This window comes from Pseudomonas sp. ENNP23 (assembly GCF_001728945.1).
Classification (GTDB): domain Bacteria; phylum Pseudomonadota; class Gammaproteobacteria; order Pseudomonadales; family Pseudomonadaceae; genus Metapseudomonas; species Metapseudomonas otitidis.
On record NZ_LYSP01000049.1, the window covers coordinates 24877 to 40745 of the forward strand.

Genomic DNA, 15869 nt, shown 5'->3' on the forward strand with positions numbered 1-15869 from the left:
ATTAACTCCGGATGGCCCAGAAGGCCAGGTTGAGGCCGGGGAACTTGCCGGCGATGTGGAAGGCGAAGCCGCCGGAATGCACCAACTGCTTCCAGTGGTCGCTGCCACGGTCCAGTTCGAAATAGGTGCTGCCGGCGTGGTACGGCAACTGGCGCGGCGCCACCGGCAGCGGCAGCAGGCCGATGCCCGGCAGTTGCAGGTTGACCAGGTCGCGGATGTGCTCGACCGACCCCACCTTGGCCTGCTGCGGGAAGTGGCCACGGATGGATTCGCCGGGCACATCGGCACGCACCACGAGAATGAACGCGGAGTTCTCCAGCAGGGTGCGGTCGGCCAGCATCGCCACGTGCACGCCGTAGGCCTTCTCGACGATGGGGATCGGCACCGCGCGGCTGTCGATGACCATCGACAGGGCCTGGCGCAGGGCCAGCATCACCGGGGCGAAGCTGCTGGCCAGGTCGTCGTGCTGGTAGGCCGGGTATTCGGCCGGGCGCCGGCCGCTGGCGGTGAAGGTGGAGAACTCGCCGGCCAGGGCCACGGCCTCGCGGTAGAAGTCCTCGGGGTGCAGCGGGGCGATGCGCGCCAGGTGCGCCACCAGGGGCTCGGCACGGTTGACCAGTTGCAGCAGCAGGAAGTCGGCGATTTCCGAGGCACCGCCCGCGCCGGAGGCGACCACGCGGCCGGCCAGGGCTTCGCCACGCTGGTGCAGCAGGCCCAGCAGCTCACTGCGGAAGGCCGCCAGCGGTTTGGAAACGGCCACGTCCAGCAGCGGCGGGATGTAGGACTCGTCCAGCACCACGGCGCGGTCGGCACGCTTCTCCAGCACCCGCACCACACCCACGGTGGCGTATTCACCCAGGCCGTCGCGCTCGGTGACCAGGCGCAGGGCACGGCCGCCGATGGACACGGGGGCGCGGCTCTCGAAGGCGGCGTTGTCGTCGCGCACTTCGCGCACCTGGCTGCGGTAACGGGCACCGCCCAGCTCCTCGCCCTCCTCCACCGTGTCGCGGGCGCCGGCCCGCTTGAGCGGCAGGGCCAGGTAGATGATGCCGTCACGCAGGCTCTCGTCCACGTCGAACGGCTCCGGCGCCAGGTCGTCGCCGGGGATGTCGAAGGGGGTGCCGTCGGGCAGCAGGCCGCGGGCGGAAATGATGGCCAGCTTGCCCTGGGTGAGCAGTGACTCGTCGATCTTCAACTCGGAGAATCCCCAACTGCCGGGGCGCAGCGAACGGCAGCGCCCTTCCACCAGGGCTTCGAGGTAACGGTCATGCTGCTGGAAGTGCTGCGGACGCAGGAACATCCCTTCCGACCAGACCACACGGTTGTTCCATGACATGGGCTGTCTCCGCTTTTCAGTGTTCGGTGATGGGCGCCGGCGCGACGGTCACGCCGCGTGCGCCGAACTTGAGGCTGTAGGCGCTGGTCTGGTTCAGCGGCACGGTGATGACATCGCGCCAGACGGCGGCATCCAGTTCGCGGTAGCCAACGACGATGCCGAACTGCCGGGTGCCCTCGTCGAGGGTGCGCTCCTGCATCTGGCGATCGGACGGCTTGACCAGCAGTTCGTCCTGGGCGACCAGGTCGGCGGCGAGGGTCGCCTGGGCCTTGTCCACCAGGGAGAAGTAATCGGCACGGCTGAAGGTGGTGGCGTTGCGCAGCTCGTACAGGCGCACCCGCACCGGCGTGCCGGCGCCGCCGGGCAGCGCGTTGAGGTCGGCACTGGCTTCGATCTGCAACTGCACCACGGTGGGCGGCGGCGGCGGTGCATCCTTTTCCGGCTCGGAGGCGCAGGCGCTGAGCAGCGCGGCTACGGCGAGCAGAAGAATCCTTGGCATTCGGTACGTCCTCGTTGACGGCTGTTGATCCACGGAAGCGACGGCGGGACGGGCCTGGCCATGCCCCGGCAGGCGGGCGGCGCTAACCACCGCGCAACCTGGCGCTGTGCTCCTCGTAGGCGCGACTGAACTCGCGTCCGAACAGGTCCTGGAAATCATCCTCGGCCTCCCGCGAGATGCTCGCGTAGAGGTCGGTGAACAGTTCCCAGTACTGCGACTGCCGAGAACCCGGCAGCAGGGCCGACAGGCCCGATGGCTTGCTCAGGCGGGCTTCGAGGGCGGCAGGTTCGAAGCGCTTGAGCAGGTGCTTGATGGCAGCCTGCACACCGGCCATGACGGCCAGTTGGTGTGCCTTGACGTCATCGAAGCTCTCCTTCACCGCCTGGTCCGGCGGCATGAAGGCGGCGTTGCCGTGGCGCAGCAGGAGCAGCAGCGCCTCGTCGGCATTGGGAGCGAACTTGAGCGGGTTGTTCTCCACCGGGCGGATCATGGTCTGCGACATGCGGAACTCGCCCTTGAGGCTGGAACGCGCACGCAGCACGTCCACCAGCCCGTCCACCATCAGCCGGTAGCTGCGCCCGATGGCCTCCATCTGCGCGGCCGCCTCGGCATGGTCGATGCGCAACTGGGACAGCCCGGCACCGCGCAGGAAGGCTTCCAGCAACTCGCCCTGAGGCGCCTGGGCAGCAACCGGGGGCGGCGTGGCAGCAGGCGGCGTCGGCACCGGCATGGCCACGGCAACGGGCTCCGCCGGCGGGGTGGCGATGGCGGCGTGGGTGGCCTGGGCGGCAGGCGTCAACGCGGGAGCGCCGGACACCTCCACCGGCTCGGCCATCGGCGCCTCGGTCTGCGGGCCCGGCTCGAACGGGGTGCTGCCGAACAGCATGGCCATCGGGTCCGGCTGGGCGGCGGCCTGGGGCGGCGGCACGGAGGTGGCCTGGGCATCGCTGGCGGGCGCGCCGATCCCGGCGAAGAAGTCCTCGGGCAATTGCGCTGGCGCCGGCTCGGGCACCTGGGGCGTGGCGGCCGCGGGCATCGGCACCGGGATCGACGGAGCCGCCGACGGGGTGGAGAGGCCGAGGTCGGCAAAGGGGTCCCAATCAGCCGGGATCGCATGGGCCTCGGCGGCAGCAGCCGGCGGCGGCGTCACGCTGGGCAGCGGCGGCGCGGGCGGTACCACCGGTGTCGGCGGGCGGAAGTCATGGCGCTCGGCGGGCACGTGGTCGGGAATAGCGGCTGCCGGCGGGGGGGCCGGGTTGAGGAAGTCGAACAGGTCCGGCTTGGTGTCGAGCGGCGAACCGCCCATGGGCATCTGGGTGGCCGAAGGTGCGGTGTAGGGCTCGGGGATGGCGCTGGAGGCAACCTGCCGGTTCATCAGCGCATCGAAGCTGCTGAACGGGTCCGCACCGCCCACCGAAGGGGCAGCCGCCGAACTACTGGAGAACGGCTGCGAAGTGGCCGGCGCGGTGATCTGCACGAGGATTTCGTACTCGCCGAGCTTGAGCACTTCACCATCGTTGAGGCGCTCGCTGTTGCCCCGACGCAGACGGATGCCCGACTGCGCGAGCATCACGCCGTTGGTGCTGGTGTCGGTGAGGTAGTAGACGCCGTCGCGGCTCTGGATGGTGCAGTGCTGGCTGGACACCAGGCGCTCGGGGTCGGGGAGCACCCAGTCGTTTTCCGTACCACGACCTATCCTCAGTTCACCACGGTCCAGCTCGGCGTCGGGGCGCTGCCCGGGGGTGAGCTTGTGATAACTGGTGATGGTCAAACGCAGTGGCATTGCGACTCCTTGCACATCTCACTGAAGAGGGACGCGAACACCGAACCCTTCGATGCCGTGCAACAGCGCGCCGGTCCCGACCCTGCACGTGCCCCTGTTTCGCCAAGCCGTGCGAAGACTCTCAGCGAAGAAAAATCTGATGGCTTTAGCCGACTTATCTTAGAACGAAAAAAGTAAACTTTTACAATCCGAAGAGGCTAGCGTCGACTAGCGCACATCTGTCGGTTGTGGTCCGCGTTTGTCTTGACAAGGACAAAATGCGGCCCGAAAAATGGACGGGAGTTGCAGCGGTTGAAGCCAGAAAAATGGCGTCACCAGGACGTTGATCCAAGGGACTGTGATCAAGTCGTACGTCTGCTCCAGAACCATGCTCGCCCCTGCCCTGACAAGGAGAACACCCGCCGTGGTGGACGTGTCGCATCTGCTTTCCCCCGTTTCCGCCGAGTCCCCGTGCGGTGATGACCTCGAATACGACGCCTCGTATCTCGAACTCGAACGAATCGCCCAAGGCCAGCCCGAACGTCAGATGGGCGATTCCGTGCTGCCTGCCGAACCGCCCGCGTGGCGCGACGTGCGCGAGCTGTCCAGCCAGTTGCTGGGCCGCAGCAAGGACCTGCGCATCGCCAACTACTTCCTGCAGAGCACCATCGCCCTGGAAGGCCTCGCCGGCCTCGCTCAGAGCCTGACGCTGGTGCGCGAGCTGCTGACCCAGTACTGGGATGGCCTGTATCCGCAGCTCGACGCCGACGACGACAACGACCCGACCTTCCGCATCAACGCCCTCACCGGCCTCGCCTGCGAGCCGGTGATCCGCCTGGTGCGCGAGGCGAAACTGACCAGCTCCCGTGCCTTCGGAGCGGTCAGCTTGCGTGCTGCCCTGAATGCCCTCGACCTGCAGCGGTTTCCCAGCGAGACGCTGACCGCCGAGCAGCTCCAGGGCGCCTTCCGCGACACCGACCCGGCGCTGCTGGAAAGCACCCGCCAGGCCCTCACCGATGCCCAGTCCGCACTGGCGGCCATCGAGTCGACGCTGTCCGACCAGGTCGGCTCGGCCCAGAGCGCCGACCTCACCCCGCTCAAGCAACTGATCCGCCAGGCCCTGCAGATCGTCAAGGAGCACGCGCCCCTGGACGACAGCGCGCCGGCCGAAGACGCCGCGCCGGGTGACAGCGACGGCAGTGCCGGCGAGAGCCCGGTCGCCGTGGCCAGCGCACCGCGCGCCGCCCCCCACGAGATCAACAACCGCGACGACGTGTTGCGCACGCTGGACCGCATCCTCGCCTACTACGAGCGCCAGGAGCCCTCCAGCCCGGTTCCGATGCTGCTCAAGCGCGCCCGGAAGCTGGTCACGGCGGATTTCGCCGAGATCGTGCGCAACCTCATCCCCGATGGGATGTCGCAATTCGAGAATTTGCGCGGCCCCGAGTCCGAGTAATCCCGACCCGGCAGACCGTGCATCCGTTACCGGCTAGCGGCCGATGACGCCCCAACAGCCGAACAGGCAGCGAAGGAGGAGCAACCATGGGTAGCACCAGCAGTCAGAAATTCATCGCGCGCAACCGCGCACCCCGCGTCCAGATCGAGTACGACGTGGAGCTCTACGGCGCCGAGAAGAAGGTGCAGTTGCCCTTCGTCATGGGCGTGATGGCCGACCTCGCCGGCAAGCCGGCCGAGCCGCTGGCCGCCGTCGCCGACCGCAAGTTCCTGGAGATCGACGTCGACAACTTCGACTCGCGCCTCAAGGCCATGAAGCCGCGCGTCGCGTTCAACGTGCCCAACGCCCTGACCGGCGAAGGCAATCTCTCCGTGGACATCACCTTCGAGAACATGGACGACTTCAGCCCGGCCGCCGTGGCGCGCAAGGTCGACTCCCTGAACCAACTGCTCGAAGCCCGCACCCAGCTCGCCAACCTCCTGACCTACATGGACGGCAAGACCGGCGCTGAAGAACTGATCATGAAAGCGATCAAGGACCCGGCCCTGCTGCAGGCCCTGGCCAGCGCACCGAAGCCGCAGGACAACGAGCCGCAAGCCTAAGAGGACAACCAGATGGCCGAGTTGATGACCGACGCCGCGCCCCAGGCCGGCCAGACCACCGAGCAGACCAGCGAGTTCGCCTCGCTGCTGCTGCAGGAATTCAAGCCCAAGACCGACCGGGCGCGCGAAGCGGTGGAAACCGCCGTGCGCACCCTGGCCGAGCATGCGCTGCAGCAGACCAACCTGATCTCCAATGACGCGATCAAGTCGATCGAGTCGATCATTGCCGCGATCGACGCCAAGCTCACCGATCAGGTCAACCTGATCATGCACCACGCCGACTTCCAGCAACTGGAAAGCGCCTGGCGCGGCCTGCACTACCTCGTCAACAACACCGAGACCGACGAGCAGTTGATGATCCGCGTGCTGAACATCTCCAAGGGCGAGCTGCACAAGACCCTGAAGAAGTTCAAAGGCACCGCCTGGGACCAGAGCCCGATCTTCAAGAAGCTCTACGAAGAGGAATACGGCCAGTTCGGCGGCAAGCCCTACGGCTGCCTGGTGGGCGACTACTACTTCGACCAGTCCCCGCCGGACGTGGAGCTGCTGGGCGAGATCGCCAAGGTCTCCGCCGCCATGCACGCGCCGTTCATCTCCGCTGCCTCCCCCACCGTGATGGGCATGGGTTCCTGGCAGGAGCTGTCCAACCCGCGTGACCTGACCAAGATCTTCACCACCCCGGAATACGCCGGCTGGCGCTCGCTGCGCGAGTCCGAGGATGCGCGCTACATCGGCCTGACCATGCCGCGCTTCCTGGCCCGCCTGCCCTACGGTGCCAAGACCGACCCGGTGGAGGCGTTCGCCTTCGAGGAAGACACCGCCGGCGCCGACAGCAGCAAGTACACCTGGGCCAACTCGGCCTACGCCATGGCGGTGAACATCAACCGCTCGTTCAAGCTCTACGGCTGGTGCTCGCGCATCCGTGGCGTGGAGTCCGGTGGCGAAGTGCCGAACCTGCCGGCGCACACCTTCCCCACCGACGACGGTGGCGTGGACATGAAGTGCCCGACCGAGATCGCCATCTCCGACCGCCGCGAGGCGGAGCTGGCGAAGAACGGCTTCATGCCGCTGCTGCACAAGAAGAACACCGACCTGGCGGCCTTCATCGGCGCCCAGTCGCTGCAGAAGCCGGCCGAATACGACGACCCGGACGCCACCGCCAACGCCAACCTGGCCGCGCGCCTGCCGTACCTGTTCGCCACCTGCCGCTTCGCGCATTACCTGAAGTGCATCGTTCGCGACAAGATCGGCTCGTTCAAGGAGAAGGACGACATGCAGCGCTGGCTGCAGGACTGGATCCTGAACTACGTCGACGGTGACCCGGCGCACTCCACCGAAACCACCAAGGCCCAGCACCCGCTGGCCGCCGCCGAGGTGGTGGTCGAGGAAGTGGAAGGCAACCCGGGCTACTACAGCTCCAAGTTCTACCTGCGCCCGCACTACCAGCTCGAAGGGCTGACCGTGTCGCTGCGCCTGGTATCCAAGCTGCCTTCGGCCAAGGGGGCCTGAAGCGAGTCACTTTAAGCGCCTGCCAGGTGGCGGGCGCGCCTGACAAGGTGGCGAAAGCCACGAAGGAGGAATAGATGGCTGTTGATATGTTCATCAAGATCGGGGACATCGAGGGTGAGTCCGCCGACAAGGTGCACGCCAAGGAAATCGACGTACTGGCCTGGAGCTGGGGCATGTCCCAGTCCGGCAACATGCACCAGGGTGGTGGTGGCGGCGCCGGCAAGGTGAGCGTCCAGGACCTGTCCCTGACCAAGTACATCGACAAGTCCAGCCCCAACCTGATGATGGCCTGCTCCAACGGCAAGCACTTCCCGGAAGCCAAGCTGACCATCCGCAAGGCCGGCGGCGAGAACCCGGTGGAGTACGTGATCATCACCATGAAGGAAGTCCTGATTTCCTCCGTGAGCACCGGCGGCAGCGGCGGTGAAGACCGTCTGACCGAGAACATCAGCCTCAACTTCGCCCAGGTCCAGGTGGACTACCAGCCGCAGAAAGCGGATGGCGCGAAGGACGGCGGCCCGGTCAAGTACGGCTGGAACATCCGCGAGAACGTGAAGATCTGATGTCTTCGCCAACGGTCCCGGCCCTGCCGGGACCGTTGCTGCTCCACCCTCCTCCCGGCGAGGCGACCCCCATGGCAAAGCCTGCGTTCATCAACCTCTGGAACAACTACCCGACCGAGCAGTACCCGTGCGACGGCGGCTGGGACAACCAGTGCGCGATCCGCATGAGCCTCACGCTCAACGCCGAACGGTCCATCACCATCGACCGCAACACCTACCCGGAACCCAAGTGCGCACACGGCCACGCCCGTGGAGCCGAGTCGCTGGCCAACTGGCTGTGGCGAAACCACCTGGGACGTCCGCAGATCTTCACCGACGGTGCCGCCGCCAAGCGCACGCTCAACGAGCGCACCGGCATCATCTTCTTCAAGGACTGCTTCACCCGCAGCGGCGAGACCCGCGCCACCGGCGACCACATCGACCTGTGGAACCGTGGCCTGACCAAGACCTACGACGACCCGGCCAATCGCGCCGCCCAGGTCTGGTTCTGGGAGCTGGCATGACCCGCCCCACCCTGCTCCTCGCCTGTGCCCTGCTCCCCAGCCTGAACGCCTGCGCCGCCACCCCGCCCGGACCGGCCGCGCCCGAGCAGGCCATGCTGGGCGACCAGGTCCTGCACCTGGAAGACCAGGCCGGCCGCTGCACCCTGGTGCACCCCGCCGGCCGCCTTGAACTGGCCCTGCCCTCGCCCTGCGAATTCCACCGCAACGCCGACGGCGCGCCGCGTATCGAACACCAGGGCGCGGTGCCCATCCTGCTGGTGCAGCACAGCCAGCCGGAGGCGCCCCCCGGCCAGGGCTGCGTGACCCGCCTGCAGGCCGTGCGCCTGCGCCAGGGCACCCTGCAGGCCTCGGCCCCCATGACCAACGCCAGCTGCCCGCGCGGGCCATGGGACCAGAAACTGTTCACCGGACCTTTCGACTGGTGACCCGGATTCCCCAAGAGCCCTATTCAATGCAGCCACGCTGCAGACAGGACGACCATGAACGCTGAAGAACTCTTGCGCGCCGGCCGCGTCGACGACGCCCTCAAGGCCCTCCAGGACCAGGTCCGCACCCAGCCGGCCAACGCCGAGCTGCGCGTCTTCCTGTTCCAGCTGCTGGCCGTGCTCGGTCAGTGGAGCCGCGCCAACAACCAGTTGAAGGTGGCCGGCGAGCTGGATGCCGGCGCCCTGGCCATGGTGCAGACCTACCGCACCGCCCTGGAATGCGAGGCCCTGCGTGCCGAAGTGTTCGCCGGCCGCCTCACCCCGGTGGTGCTGGGCGAACCCGCTGACTGGGTGGCCCCGCTGATCCAGGCCCTCAAGCACGACGCCGACGGCCAGCCCGAAGCCGCCCAGGCCCTGCGTGACGCCGCCTTCGACGCTGCACCGGCGATGGCCGGGCAGATCAACGAGCAGCCCTTCCAGTGGCTGGCCGACGCCGACCCGCGCCTGGGCCCGGTGCTGGAACTGATCGTCAACGGCCGCTACGTGTGGCTGCCGATGCACAACATCCAGCACCTGGCCATCGAAGCCCCCACCGACCTGCGCGACCTGGTGTGGCTGCCGGTGGAGATCACCCTGGTCAACGGCGGCACCACCGTGGGCCTGATCCCCAGCCGCTACCCGGGCAGCCAGGACGACGCCGACGGCGCCATCCGCCTGGCGCGCAAGACCGACTGGCTGGACAGCGGCCTGCCCCTGGGCCAGCGCCTGTTCGTCACCGATGAAGGCGACGTCGCCCTGTTCGAGGTGCGCACCCTCGCCTTCGAGCAGCCGAGCGCCTGAACATGGCCGACCTGACGCTGCAGGAACGCCTGCAACCGTCCCTGCTCGATCGCCTCACCGACGACGATCCGGGCAACCCGAAGGAGAGTGCCGACAAGCGCGTGCTCTCCCTCACCCAGCTCAAGGCCTCGGTCCTGCGTGACCTGGCCTGGCTGTTCAACACCATTGCGCCGCTCGACAGCGACACCTCCGGCGAGATCCAGGCCGGCAGCTCGGTGGTCAACTACGGGTTGCCGCCGCTGGCCGGGCACACCGCCTCCAGCGTCGACGTGCAGGCCATCGAGGCCCTGCTCACCGAGACCATCGCCGGCTACGAGCCGCGCATCATCCGCTCCACCCTGCGTGTACGCGCCCAACTGGCAGCCGACCAGATGAACCACAACGCATTGTCCTTCGAGATCGAGGGCGACCTGTGGGCCGAACCCGTGCCTTTGCGCATGCTGCTCACCACCGACCTCGACCTGGAGACCGGCCACGTCCGCGTGGTGCCCGCCGAACAGGCCAGGAGGCGCAAATGAACCCGCGCCTGCTGGAGTACTACAACCAGGAGCTGCAGCACATCCGCGAGAGTGCCGCCGAGTTCGCCAGCGAGTACCCGAAGATCGCCGGGCGCCTGACGCTCTCCGGCATCGACTGCGCCGACCCCTACGTCGAGCGCCTGCTGGAAGGCTTCGCCTACCTCACCGCCCGCGTGCAGCTCAAGCTAGACGCCGAATACCCGACCTTCACCCACAACCTGCTGGAGATCGCCTACCCGCACTACCTGGCGCCGACCCCGTCGATGACCGTGGTGCAACTGCAGGCCGATCCCAACGAGGGGTCGCTGGCCAGCGGTTTCGTGGTGCCGCGCAACGCCTCGCTGCGGGCCAGCCTGGGCGCCGACGCGCAGACCGCCTGCGAATACCGCACCGCCCAGCCGGTCCACCTGTGGCCGCTGGAAGTGACCAAGGCCGAATACTTCGGCAACCCCGCCGCGGCCCTCGGCCGCCTGGCCGCCAGCGAGCCCGGCGCCAAGGCCGGCCTGCGCCTGCGCCTGCGTACCGGGGCGGGCCTGCCGTTCAACAGCCTGTCGCTGGAAGACCTGACCTTCTTCCTCCACGGTGCCGACGAGCAGCCCTTCCGCCTCTACGAGCAATTGATGGCCAACGCCTGCGCGGTGTTCGCCCAGGCCCCCGGCGGCGAGTGGGTGGAGCGCCTGCCGCCGGACAGCCTGCGCTCGCGCGGCTTCGACGACGAGGACGCGGTGCTGCCGGTGGTGCCCCGCGCCTTCCAGGGCTACCGCCTGCTGCAGGAATACTTCGCCCTGCCCAACCGCTTCCTGTTCGTCGACCTGGCCAACCTGCGCCGCCCCGTGCAGCGCTGCGCCGGCCAGGAACTGGAGATCATCGTGCTGTTCAACCGCCTGGACAGCACCCTGGAAGGCAGCATCGGTGCCGACCTGTTCCGCCTGTTCTGCACCCCGGCGGTGAACCTGTTCCCGCGCCGGGCGGACCGCATCCACATCAACGAGCGGGTCAACGAACACCATGTGATCGTCGACCGCACCCGCCCGCTGGACTTCGAAGTGCACAGCCTCACCGAGGTGACCGGCCACGGCGCCGGCCCGGAGCAGCCCTTCCAGCCCTTCTATGCCGTGCGCGACCCCTCGCGCTACGGCCGTGAGCAGGCCTGGTACACGGTGCGCCGCGAACCCCGCGTGCTCTCCAGCAACCAGCGTCGCAAGGGGCCGCGCTCCACCTACATCGGCAGCGAGACCTTCATTTCCCTGGTGGACGCCAAGCAGGCGCCCCACCGCCACGACCTGCGCCAACTGGGCATCGGCGCGCTGTGCACCAACCGTGACCTGCCGCTGTTCATGCCGGTGGGCACCGGGCGCAGCGACTTCACCCTGGAAGACAGCGCCCCGGTGCAGGCCGTGCGCTGCCTGGCGGGCCCGAGCCGGCCCAAGGCCAGCCGCGCCCATGACGCCAGCGCCTGGCGGCTGATCAGCCAGTTGTCGCTCAACTACCTGTCGCTGAGCCAGGACGGCCAGGGCGCTGCCGCCCTGCGCGAGATGCTGCGGCTGTACGGCGAGTCCAACGACCAGGCCCTGCAGATGCAGATCGAAGGCCTGCGCAAGGTCGCCAGCAAACCCTGCACCCGGCGCCTGCCGATGCCGGGGCCGATCGTCTTCGGGCGCGGCCTGGAGATCGACCTGGAGTTCGACGAAAACGCCTTCCGCGGCACTGGCGTGTTCGTGCTGGCCTCGGTGCTGGAACGTTTCCTGACACGCTATGTGTCGATCAACAGCTTCACCGAAACGGTGTTGCGGACCACTGAACGGGGCGAGGTGATGCGATGGCGGGCGAAGCCCGGACGTCGTCCGAATCTGTAGACACCCTCGCGGAAATGGAAGCCGCGCCCTGGAACTACGACTTCTTCCAGGCGCTGCGCCGCATCGAGTGCGAATACCCCGACCGGCCGCGCCTGGGCCATTCCCTGCGCCTGGCCGACGACCCATTGCGCCTGGGCCAGAAGCCCGATTGCGGCTTCGCCCCGGCGACCCTGGCCAGCGTCGAGCACAACCCCGACGGCACACCGCGTATCGAGCAGTACTTCTTCGGCCTCACCGGACCCAACGGGCCGTTGCCGCTGCACCTGACCGAGTACGCCCGGGAGCGCCAGCGCAACAGCGCCGACGCCACCTTCAAGCGCTTCCTCGACGTTTTCACGCACCGCCTGCTGACGCTGTTCTACCGCGCCTGGGCCGAAGCCCGGCCGACGGTGAGCATGGACCGCCCCGACCAGGACTACTGGTCGCCACGCCTGGGCGCACTCTCCGGCCGGGGCATGGAAAGCCTGCTCGGCCAGGGCCCCATCGACGACGCCGCGCGCTACTACTACACCGGCCACCTGGCGGCGCAGACGCGCTACCCGGACGGCCTGCGCACCATCCTCGCGGAGTTCTTCGGCGTGCCGGTGGCCATCGAGGAATACGTCGGCCAGTGGCTGGAGCTGCCCGAACGCAGCCGCCTGGGCGCAGCCGCCAGCACCCTGGGGATGGACCTGTGCCTGGGCACCCACGTGTGGGACCGCCAGCACAAGTTCCGCATCTGCATCGGCCCGCTGGACCTCTCGCAGTACCAGCGCTTCCTGCCGGGCGGCGAACTGTTCCACGAACTGGCCGCCTGGGTGGCCGAGTACCTGGGAGAAGAACTGGACTGGGACGCCAACCTGGTCCTCAAACGTGAGGATGTCCCGCCGCTGACGCTGTCCGGCGGGGACCGACTCGGCTTCAACACCTGGCTCGGCACTCCCGGCCAGGACGCAAAGGACCTGCTGCTGGCACGCCACTACGCCGACGCCACGCCGCGCCAATACCCGGATCGAGGAGAGTGAAAATGGGAGAAATCAGTCGCGCCGCGCTGTTCGGCAAGCTGAACAGCCTGGCCTACAAGGCCATCGAAGCCGCCACGGTGTTCTGCAAGCTGCGGGGCAACCCCTATGTGGAGCTGGTGCACTGGTTCCACCAGATCCTGCAGCTGCAGGACTCGGACCTGCACCAGATCATCCGCCAGTTCAGCATCGAGCCGGCACGCCTGGCCAAGGACATCACCGAGGCCCTGGACCGCCTGCCGCGCGGCTCCACCTCCATCACCGACCTGTCCTCCCACGTCGAGGAAGCCGTGGAGCGCGGCTGGGTGTACGGCAGCCTGATGTTCGGCGAGAGCCAGGTGCGCACCGGCTACCTGGTGGTGGGCATCCTCAAGACCCCGAGCCTGCGCAACGCGCTGCTGTCCATCTCCCGCGAGTTCGAGAAGCTGAAGGTGGACACCCTCACCGAGCGCTTCGACGAAGTGGTCGGCGCCTCCCCCGAGAACGCCCTGACCGCCACCGACGGCTTCAACGCCGGCGCCCCGGGCGAAGCCAGCGGCGCCATGGCCCCGGCGGCCATGGGCAAGCAGGAAGCCCTGAAGCGCTTCACCGTAGACCTCACCGAGCAGGCCCGCAGCGGCAAGCTGGACCCGATCGTCGGCCGTGACGACGAGATCCGCCAGTTGGTGGACATCCTCATGCGCCGCCGGCAGAACAACCCGATCCTCACCGGCGAGGCCGGTGTGGGCAAGACGGCGGTGGTCGAGGGCTTCGCCCACCGCATCGTCGCCGGCGACGTGCCGCCCTCGCTGAAGGACGTGGAGCTGCGCGCTCTGGACGTCGGCCTGCTGCAGGCCGGTGCCAGCATGAAGGGCGAGTTCGAACAGCGCCTGCGCCAGGTGATCGAGGACGTCCAGAGCTCCGAGAAGCCGATCATCCTGTTCATCGATGAAGCCCACACCCTGGTCGGTGCCGGTGGCGCCGCCGGCACCGGCGATGCGGCCAACCTGCTCAAGCCGGCCCTGGCGCGCGGCACCCTGCGCACCGTGGCGGCCACCACCTGGGCCGAATACAAGAAGCACATCGAGAAGGACCCCGCCCTCACCCGCCGCTTCCAGGTGGTGCAGGTGGACGAGCCCTCCGAGCACCGCGCCATCCTGATGATGCGCGGTGTGGCCTCGACCATGGAGCAGCACCACCAGGTGCAGATCCTCGACGAGGCGCTGGAAGCGGCGGTCAAGCTGTCCCACCGCTACATCCCCGCGCGCCAGTTGCCGGACAAGTCCGTGAGCCTGCTGGACACCGCCTGCGCCCGCGTCGCCATCAGCCTGCACGCCGTACCGGCGGAAGTGGACGACAGCCGCCGCCGTATCGAGGCGCTGGAGACCGAGCTGGCCATCATCGGCCGTGAACACGCCATCGGCGTGGCCATCGGCAGCCGCCAGGTGGACACCCAGGCCGCCCTGGACGCCGAGCGCGCCCGCCTGGGTGAACTGGAAGCCCGCTGGGCCGAGGAGAAGGCCCTGGTGGACGAGCTGCTGGCCACCCGCGCCCGCCTGCGTGCCGCCGCCGAGCCGGTGGACGGCACCAGTCGCGAAGGCGGTGCCGACACCCCGCCGCTGGCCCCCGAGGAACTGGACGCCCTGCGCGCCCAGCTCACCGACCTGCAAGCGCGCCTGAGCACGCTGCAGGGCGAGGACCCGCTGATCCTGCCGACCGTGGACTACCAGGCGGTGGCCTCGGTGGTGGCCGACTGGACCGGCATCCCGGTCGGGCGCATGGCGCGCAACGAAATCGAGACCGTGCTCAACCTGGGCGGTCACCTGAAGAAGCGCATCATCGGCCAGGACCATGCCCTGGAGATGATCGCCAAGCGCATCCAGACCTCCCGCGCGGGGCTGGACAATCCGAGCAAGCCGATCGGCGTGTTCATGCTCGCGGGCACCTCGGGCGTGGGCAAGACCGAGACCGCGCTGGCTCTGGCCGAAGCCATGTACGGCGGTGAGCAGAACGTCATCACCATCAACATGAGCGAGTTCCAGGAAGCCCACACCGTCTCCACCCTCAAGGGTGCCCCGCCCGGCTACATCGGCTACGGCGAAGGCGGCGTGCTGACCGAGGCGGTACGGCGCAAGCCCTACAGCGTGGTGCTGCTGGACGAGGTGGAGAAAGCCCACCCGGACGTGCACGAGATCTTCTTCCAGGTGTTCGACAAGGGCGTGATGGAAGACGGCGAAGGCCGGGTGATCGACTTCAAGAACACCCTGATCCTGCTCACCACCAACGCCGGCACCGACCTGATCGCCAGCCTGTGCAACGACCCCGAGCTGATGCCCGAACCCGAGGGCATCGCCAAGGCGCTGCGCGAGCCGCTGCTGAAGATCTTACCGCCGGCGCTGCTGGGCCGCCTGGTGACCATCCCCTACTACCCGCTGAGCGACGAGATGCTCAAGAGCATCACCCGCCTGCAACTGGGCCGGGTCAAGAAGCGCGTCGAGTCGGGCCACAAGGTGCCGTTCGAGTTCGACGACAAGGTGGTGGACCTGGTGGTCTCCCGCTGCACCGAGACCGAGAGCGGTGGCCGCCAGATCGACGCCATCCTCACCAACAGCATGCTGCCGGACCTCAGCCGCGAGTTCCTCAACCGCATGCTGGAAGGCCGCAAGGTGGAGAAGGTGCAGGTGAGCGCCGAGAACGGCGAGTTCACCTACCGCTTCGAGTGAAACGGATGCGGTGTACCCGACCGGTGCGCCGCATCTCCAGGCAGCGTGTACAGGCAGTAACGGGCCGCCACATGACGGGCAGCCGGTAACGCGCGCAACGCTAAGGATGTATAGGGATGGCAATTTCACAACGGGCACGCATGGCCAAGGTCAGCAGCCCGCTGGGCGGCGATGTGCTGCTGCTCGACCGACTGGACGGCCACGACGAGCTGGGCCGGCTGTTCGACTACGAACTGGAGCTGGTCTCCGAAGACCACAACCTGCAACTCGACGCGCTGCTGGGCAAGCCCATGGGCG

At 68.0% G+C, this 15869-nt stretch carries 15 protein-coding genes; 12 read left to right on the forward strand and 3 right to left on the reverse strand.

Annotated features, from left to right (window positions below):
• Position 1 precedes the first annotated feature (1 nt).
• The 3 genes from tssK to tagH all read right to left on the reverse strand — a co-directional run bounded on the left by tssK (position 2) and on the right by tagH (position 3618).
• Complete coding sequence (gene tssK / locus A9G05_RS22655) at positions 2-1336, reverse strand: type VI secretion system baseplate subunit TssK (RefSeq protein WP_069563094.1); 1335 nt, start codon at positions 1334-1336, stop codon at positions 2-4.
• A 16-nt stretch (positions 1337-1352) separates the two neighbouring features.
• Positions 1353-1835, reverse strand: a complete 483-nt coding sequence (tssJ, locus tag A9G05_RS22660) for a type VI secretion system lipoprotein TssJ (protein ID WP_069563095.1) — start codon at positions 1833-1835, stop codon at positions 1353-1355.
• An 82-nt stretch (positions 1836-1917) separates the two neighbouring features.
• On the reverse strand, positions 1918-3618 hold the full coding sequence (gene tagH / locus A9G05_RS22665; RefSeq protein ID WP_069563096.1) for a type VI secretion system-associated FHA domain protein TagH: 1701 nt from the start codon (positions 3616-3618) through the stop codon (positions 1918-1920).
• 403 nt (positions 3619-4021) lie between these two features.
• Between tagH and tssA the strand changes: the two genes are divergently transcribed.
• The 12 genes from tssA to A9G05_RS26820 form a co-directional block, all read left to right on the forward strand.
• A complete protein-coding gene (tssA, locus tag A9G05_RS22670; RefSeq protein WP_069563097.1) occupies positions 4022-5053 on the forward strand; it encodes a type VI secretion system protein TssA in 1032 nt (343 codons plus the stop codon).
• Between the two features lie 86 nt (positions 5054-5139).
• Entirely contained in the window at positions 5140-5655 is a 516-nt protein-coding gene (gene tssB, locus A9G05_RS22675) for a type VI secretion system contractile sheath small subunit (protein ID WP_069563098.1), read from the forward strand.
• Between the two features lie 12 nt (positions 5656-5667).
• Complete coding sequence (gene tssC, locus A9G05_RS22680) at positions 5668-7164, forward strand: type VI secretion system contractile sheath large subunit (RefSeq protein ID WP_069563099.1); 1497 nt, start codon at positions 5668-5670, stop codon at positions 7162-7164.
• Between the two features lie 74 nt (positions 7165-7238).
• Positions 7239-7727 (forward strand): type VI secretion system tube protein Hcp, encoded by a 489-nt coding sequence (locus tag A9G05_RS22685; protein ID WP_044407523.1) that lies wholly within the window; start codon positions 7239-7241, stop codon positions 7725-7727.
• A gap of 71 nt (positions 7728-7798) precedes the next feature.
• Positions 7799-8230: a type VI secretion system amidase effector protein Tae4 gene (locus A9G05_RS22690; RefSeq protein ID WP_069563100.1), complete on the forward strand. Its 432-nt coding sequence runs from the start codon at positions 7799-7801 to the stop codon at positions 8228-8230.
• A complete protein-coding gene (locus A9G05_RS22695; RefSeq protein ID WP_069563101.1) occupies positions 8227-8655 on the forward strand; it encodes a hypothetical protein in 429 nt (142 codons plus the stop codon). The genes A9G05_RS22690 and A9G05_RS22695 overlap by 4 nt, the downstream gene beginning before the upstream one ends.
• A 54-nt stretch (positions 8656-8709) precedes the next feature.
• Positions 8710-9495: a type VI secretion system accessory protein TagJ gene (locus A9G05_RS22700; protein WP_069563102.1), complete on the forward strand. Its 786-nt coding sequence runs from the start codon at positions 8710-8712 to the stop codon at positions 9493-9495.
• A gap of 2 nt (positions 9496-9497) precedes the next feature.
• On the forward strand, positions 9498-10013 hold the full coding sequence (gene tssE, locus A9G05_RS22705) for a type VI secretion system baseplate subunit TssE (RefSeq protein ID WP_069563103.1): 516 nt from the start codon (positions 9498-9500) through the stop codon (positions 10011-10013).
• Positions 10010-11869, forward strand: coding sequence for a type VI secretion system baseplate subunit TssF (tssF, locus tag A9G05_RS22710; protein ID WP_069563104.1), 1860 nt, complete (start codon positions 10010-10012; stop codon positions 11867-11869). Before tssE ends, tssF begins: the two co-directional genes overlap by 4 nt.
• Positions 11833-12873 carry a type VI secretion system baseplate subunit TssG gene (gene tssG, locus A9G05_RS22715; protein WP_069563105.1) on the forward strand — a complete coding sequence of 347 codons (1041 nt, stop codon included), beginning with the start codon at positions 11833-11835 and terminating at the stop codon, positions 12871-12873. Before tssF ends, tssG begins: the two co-directional genes overlap by 37 nt.
• Before the next feature lie 2 nt (positions 12874-12875).
• A complete protein-coding gene (gene tssH, locus A9G05_RS22720; RefSeq protein WP_069563106.1) occupies positions 12876-15572 on the forward strand; it encodes a type VI secretion system ATPase TssH in 2697 nt (898 codons plus the stop codon).
• A 116-nt stretch (positions 15573-15688) separates the two neighbouring features.
• Positions 15689-15869 (forward strand): hypothetical protein (locus A9G05_RS26820; RefSeq protein ID WP_139131229.1); only part of this gene is annotated, 181 nt, incomplete at its 3' end.

What these genes read in the sequence shown, in the direction of transcription:
- tssK (WP_069563094.1), bottom strand. Translation starts at nt 1,336, where the DNA reads ATGTCATGGAACAACCGTGTGGTCTGGTCGGAAGGGATGTTCCTGCGT.
- tssJ (WP_069563095.1), bottom strand. Translation starts at nt 1,835, where the DNA reads ATGCCAAGGATTCTTCTGCTCGCCGTAGCCGCGCTGCTCAGCGCCTGC.
- tagH (WP_069563096.1), bottom strand. Translation starts at nt 3,618, where the DNA reads ATGCCACTGCGTTTGACCATCACCAGTTATCACAAGCTCACCCCCGGG.
- tssB (WP_069563098.1), top strand. Translation starts at nt 5,140, where the DNA reads ATGGGTAGCACCAGCAGTCAGAAATTCATCGCGCGCAACCGCGCACCC.
- tssC (WP_069563099.1), top strand. Translation starts at nt 5,668, where the DNA reads ATGGCCGAGTTGATGACCGACGCCGCGCCCCAGGCCGGCCAGACCACC.
- A9G05_RS22685 (WP_044407523.1), top strand. Translation starts at nt 7,239, where the DNA reads ATGGCTGTTGATATGTTCATCAAGATCGGGGACATCGAGGGTGAGTCC.
- A9G05_RS22690 (WP_069563100.1), top strand. Translation starts at nt 7,799, where the DNA reads ATGGCAAAGCCTGCGTTCATCAACCTCTGGAACAACTACCCGACCGAG.
- A9G05_RS22695 (WP_069563101.1), top strand. Translation starts at nt 8,227, where the DNA reads ATGACCCGCCCCACCCTGCTCCTCGCCTGTGCCCTGCTCCCCAGCCTG.
- A9G05_RS22700 (WP_069563102.1), top strand. Translation starts at nt 8,710, where the DNA reads ATGAACGCTGAAGAACTCTTGCGCGCCGGCCGCGTCGACGACGCCCTC.
- tssE (WP_069563103.1), top strand. Translation starts at nt 9,498, where the DNA reads ATGGCCGACCTGACGCTGCAGGAACGCCTGCAACCGTCCCTGCTCGAT.
- tssF (WP_069563104.1), top strand. Translation starts at nt 10,010, where the DNA reads ATGAACCCGCGCCTGCTGGAGTACTACAACCAGGAGCTGCAGCACATC.
- tssG (WP_069563105.1), top strand. Translation starts at nt 11,833, where the DNA reads ATGGCGGGCGAAGCCCGGACGTCGTCCGAATCTGTAGACACCCTCGCG.
- tssH (WP_069563106.1), top strand. Translation starts at nt 12,876, where the DNA reads ATGGGAGAAATCAGTCGCGCCGCGCTGTTCGGCAAGCTGAACAGCCTG.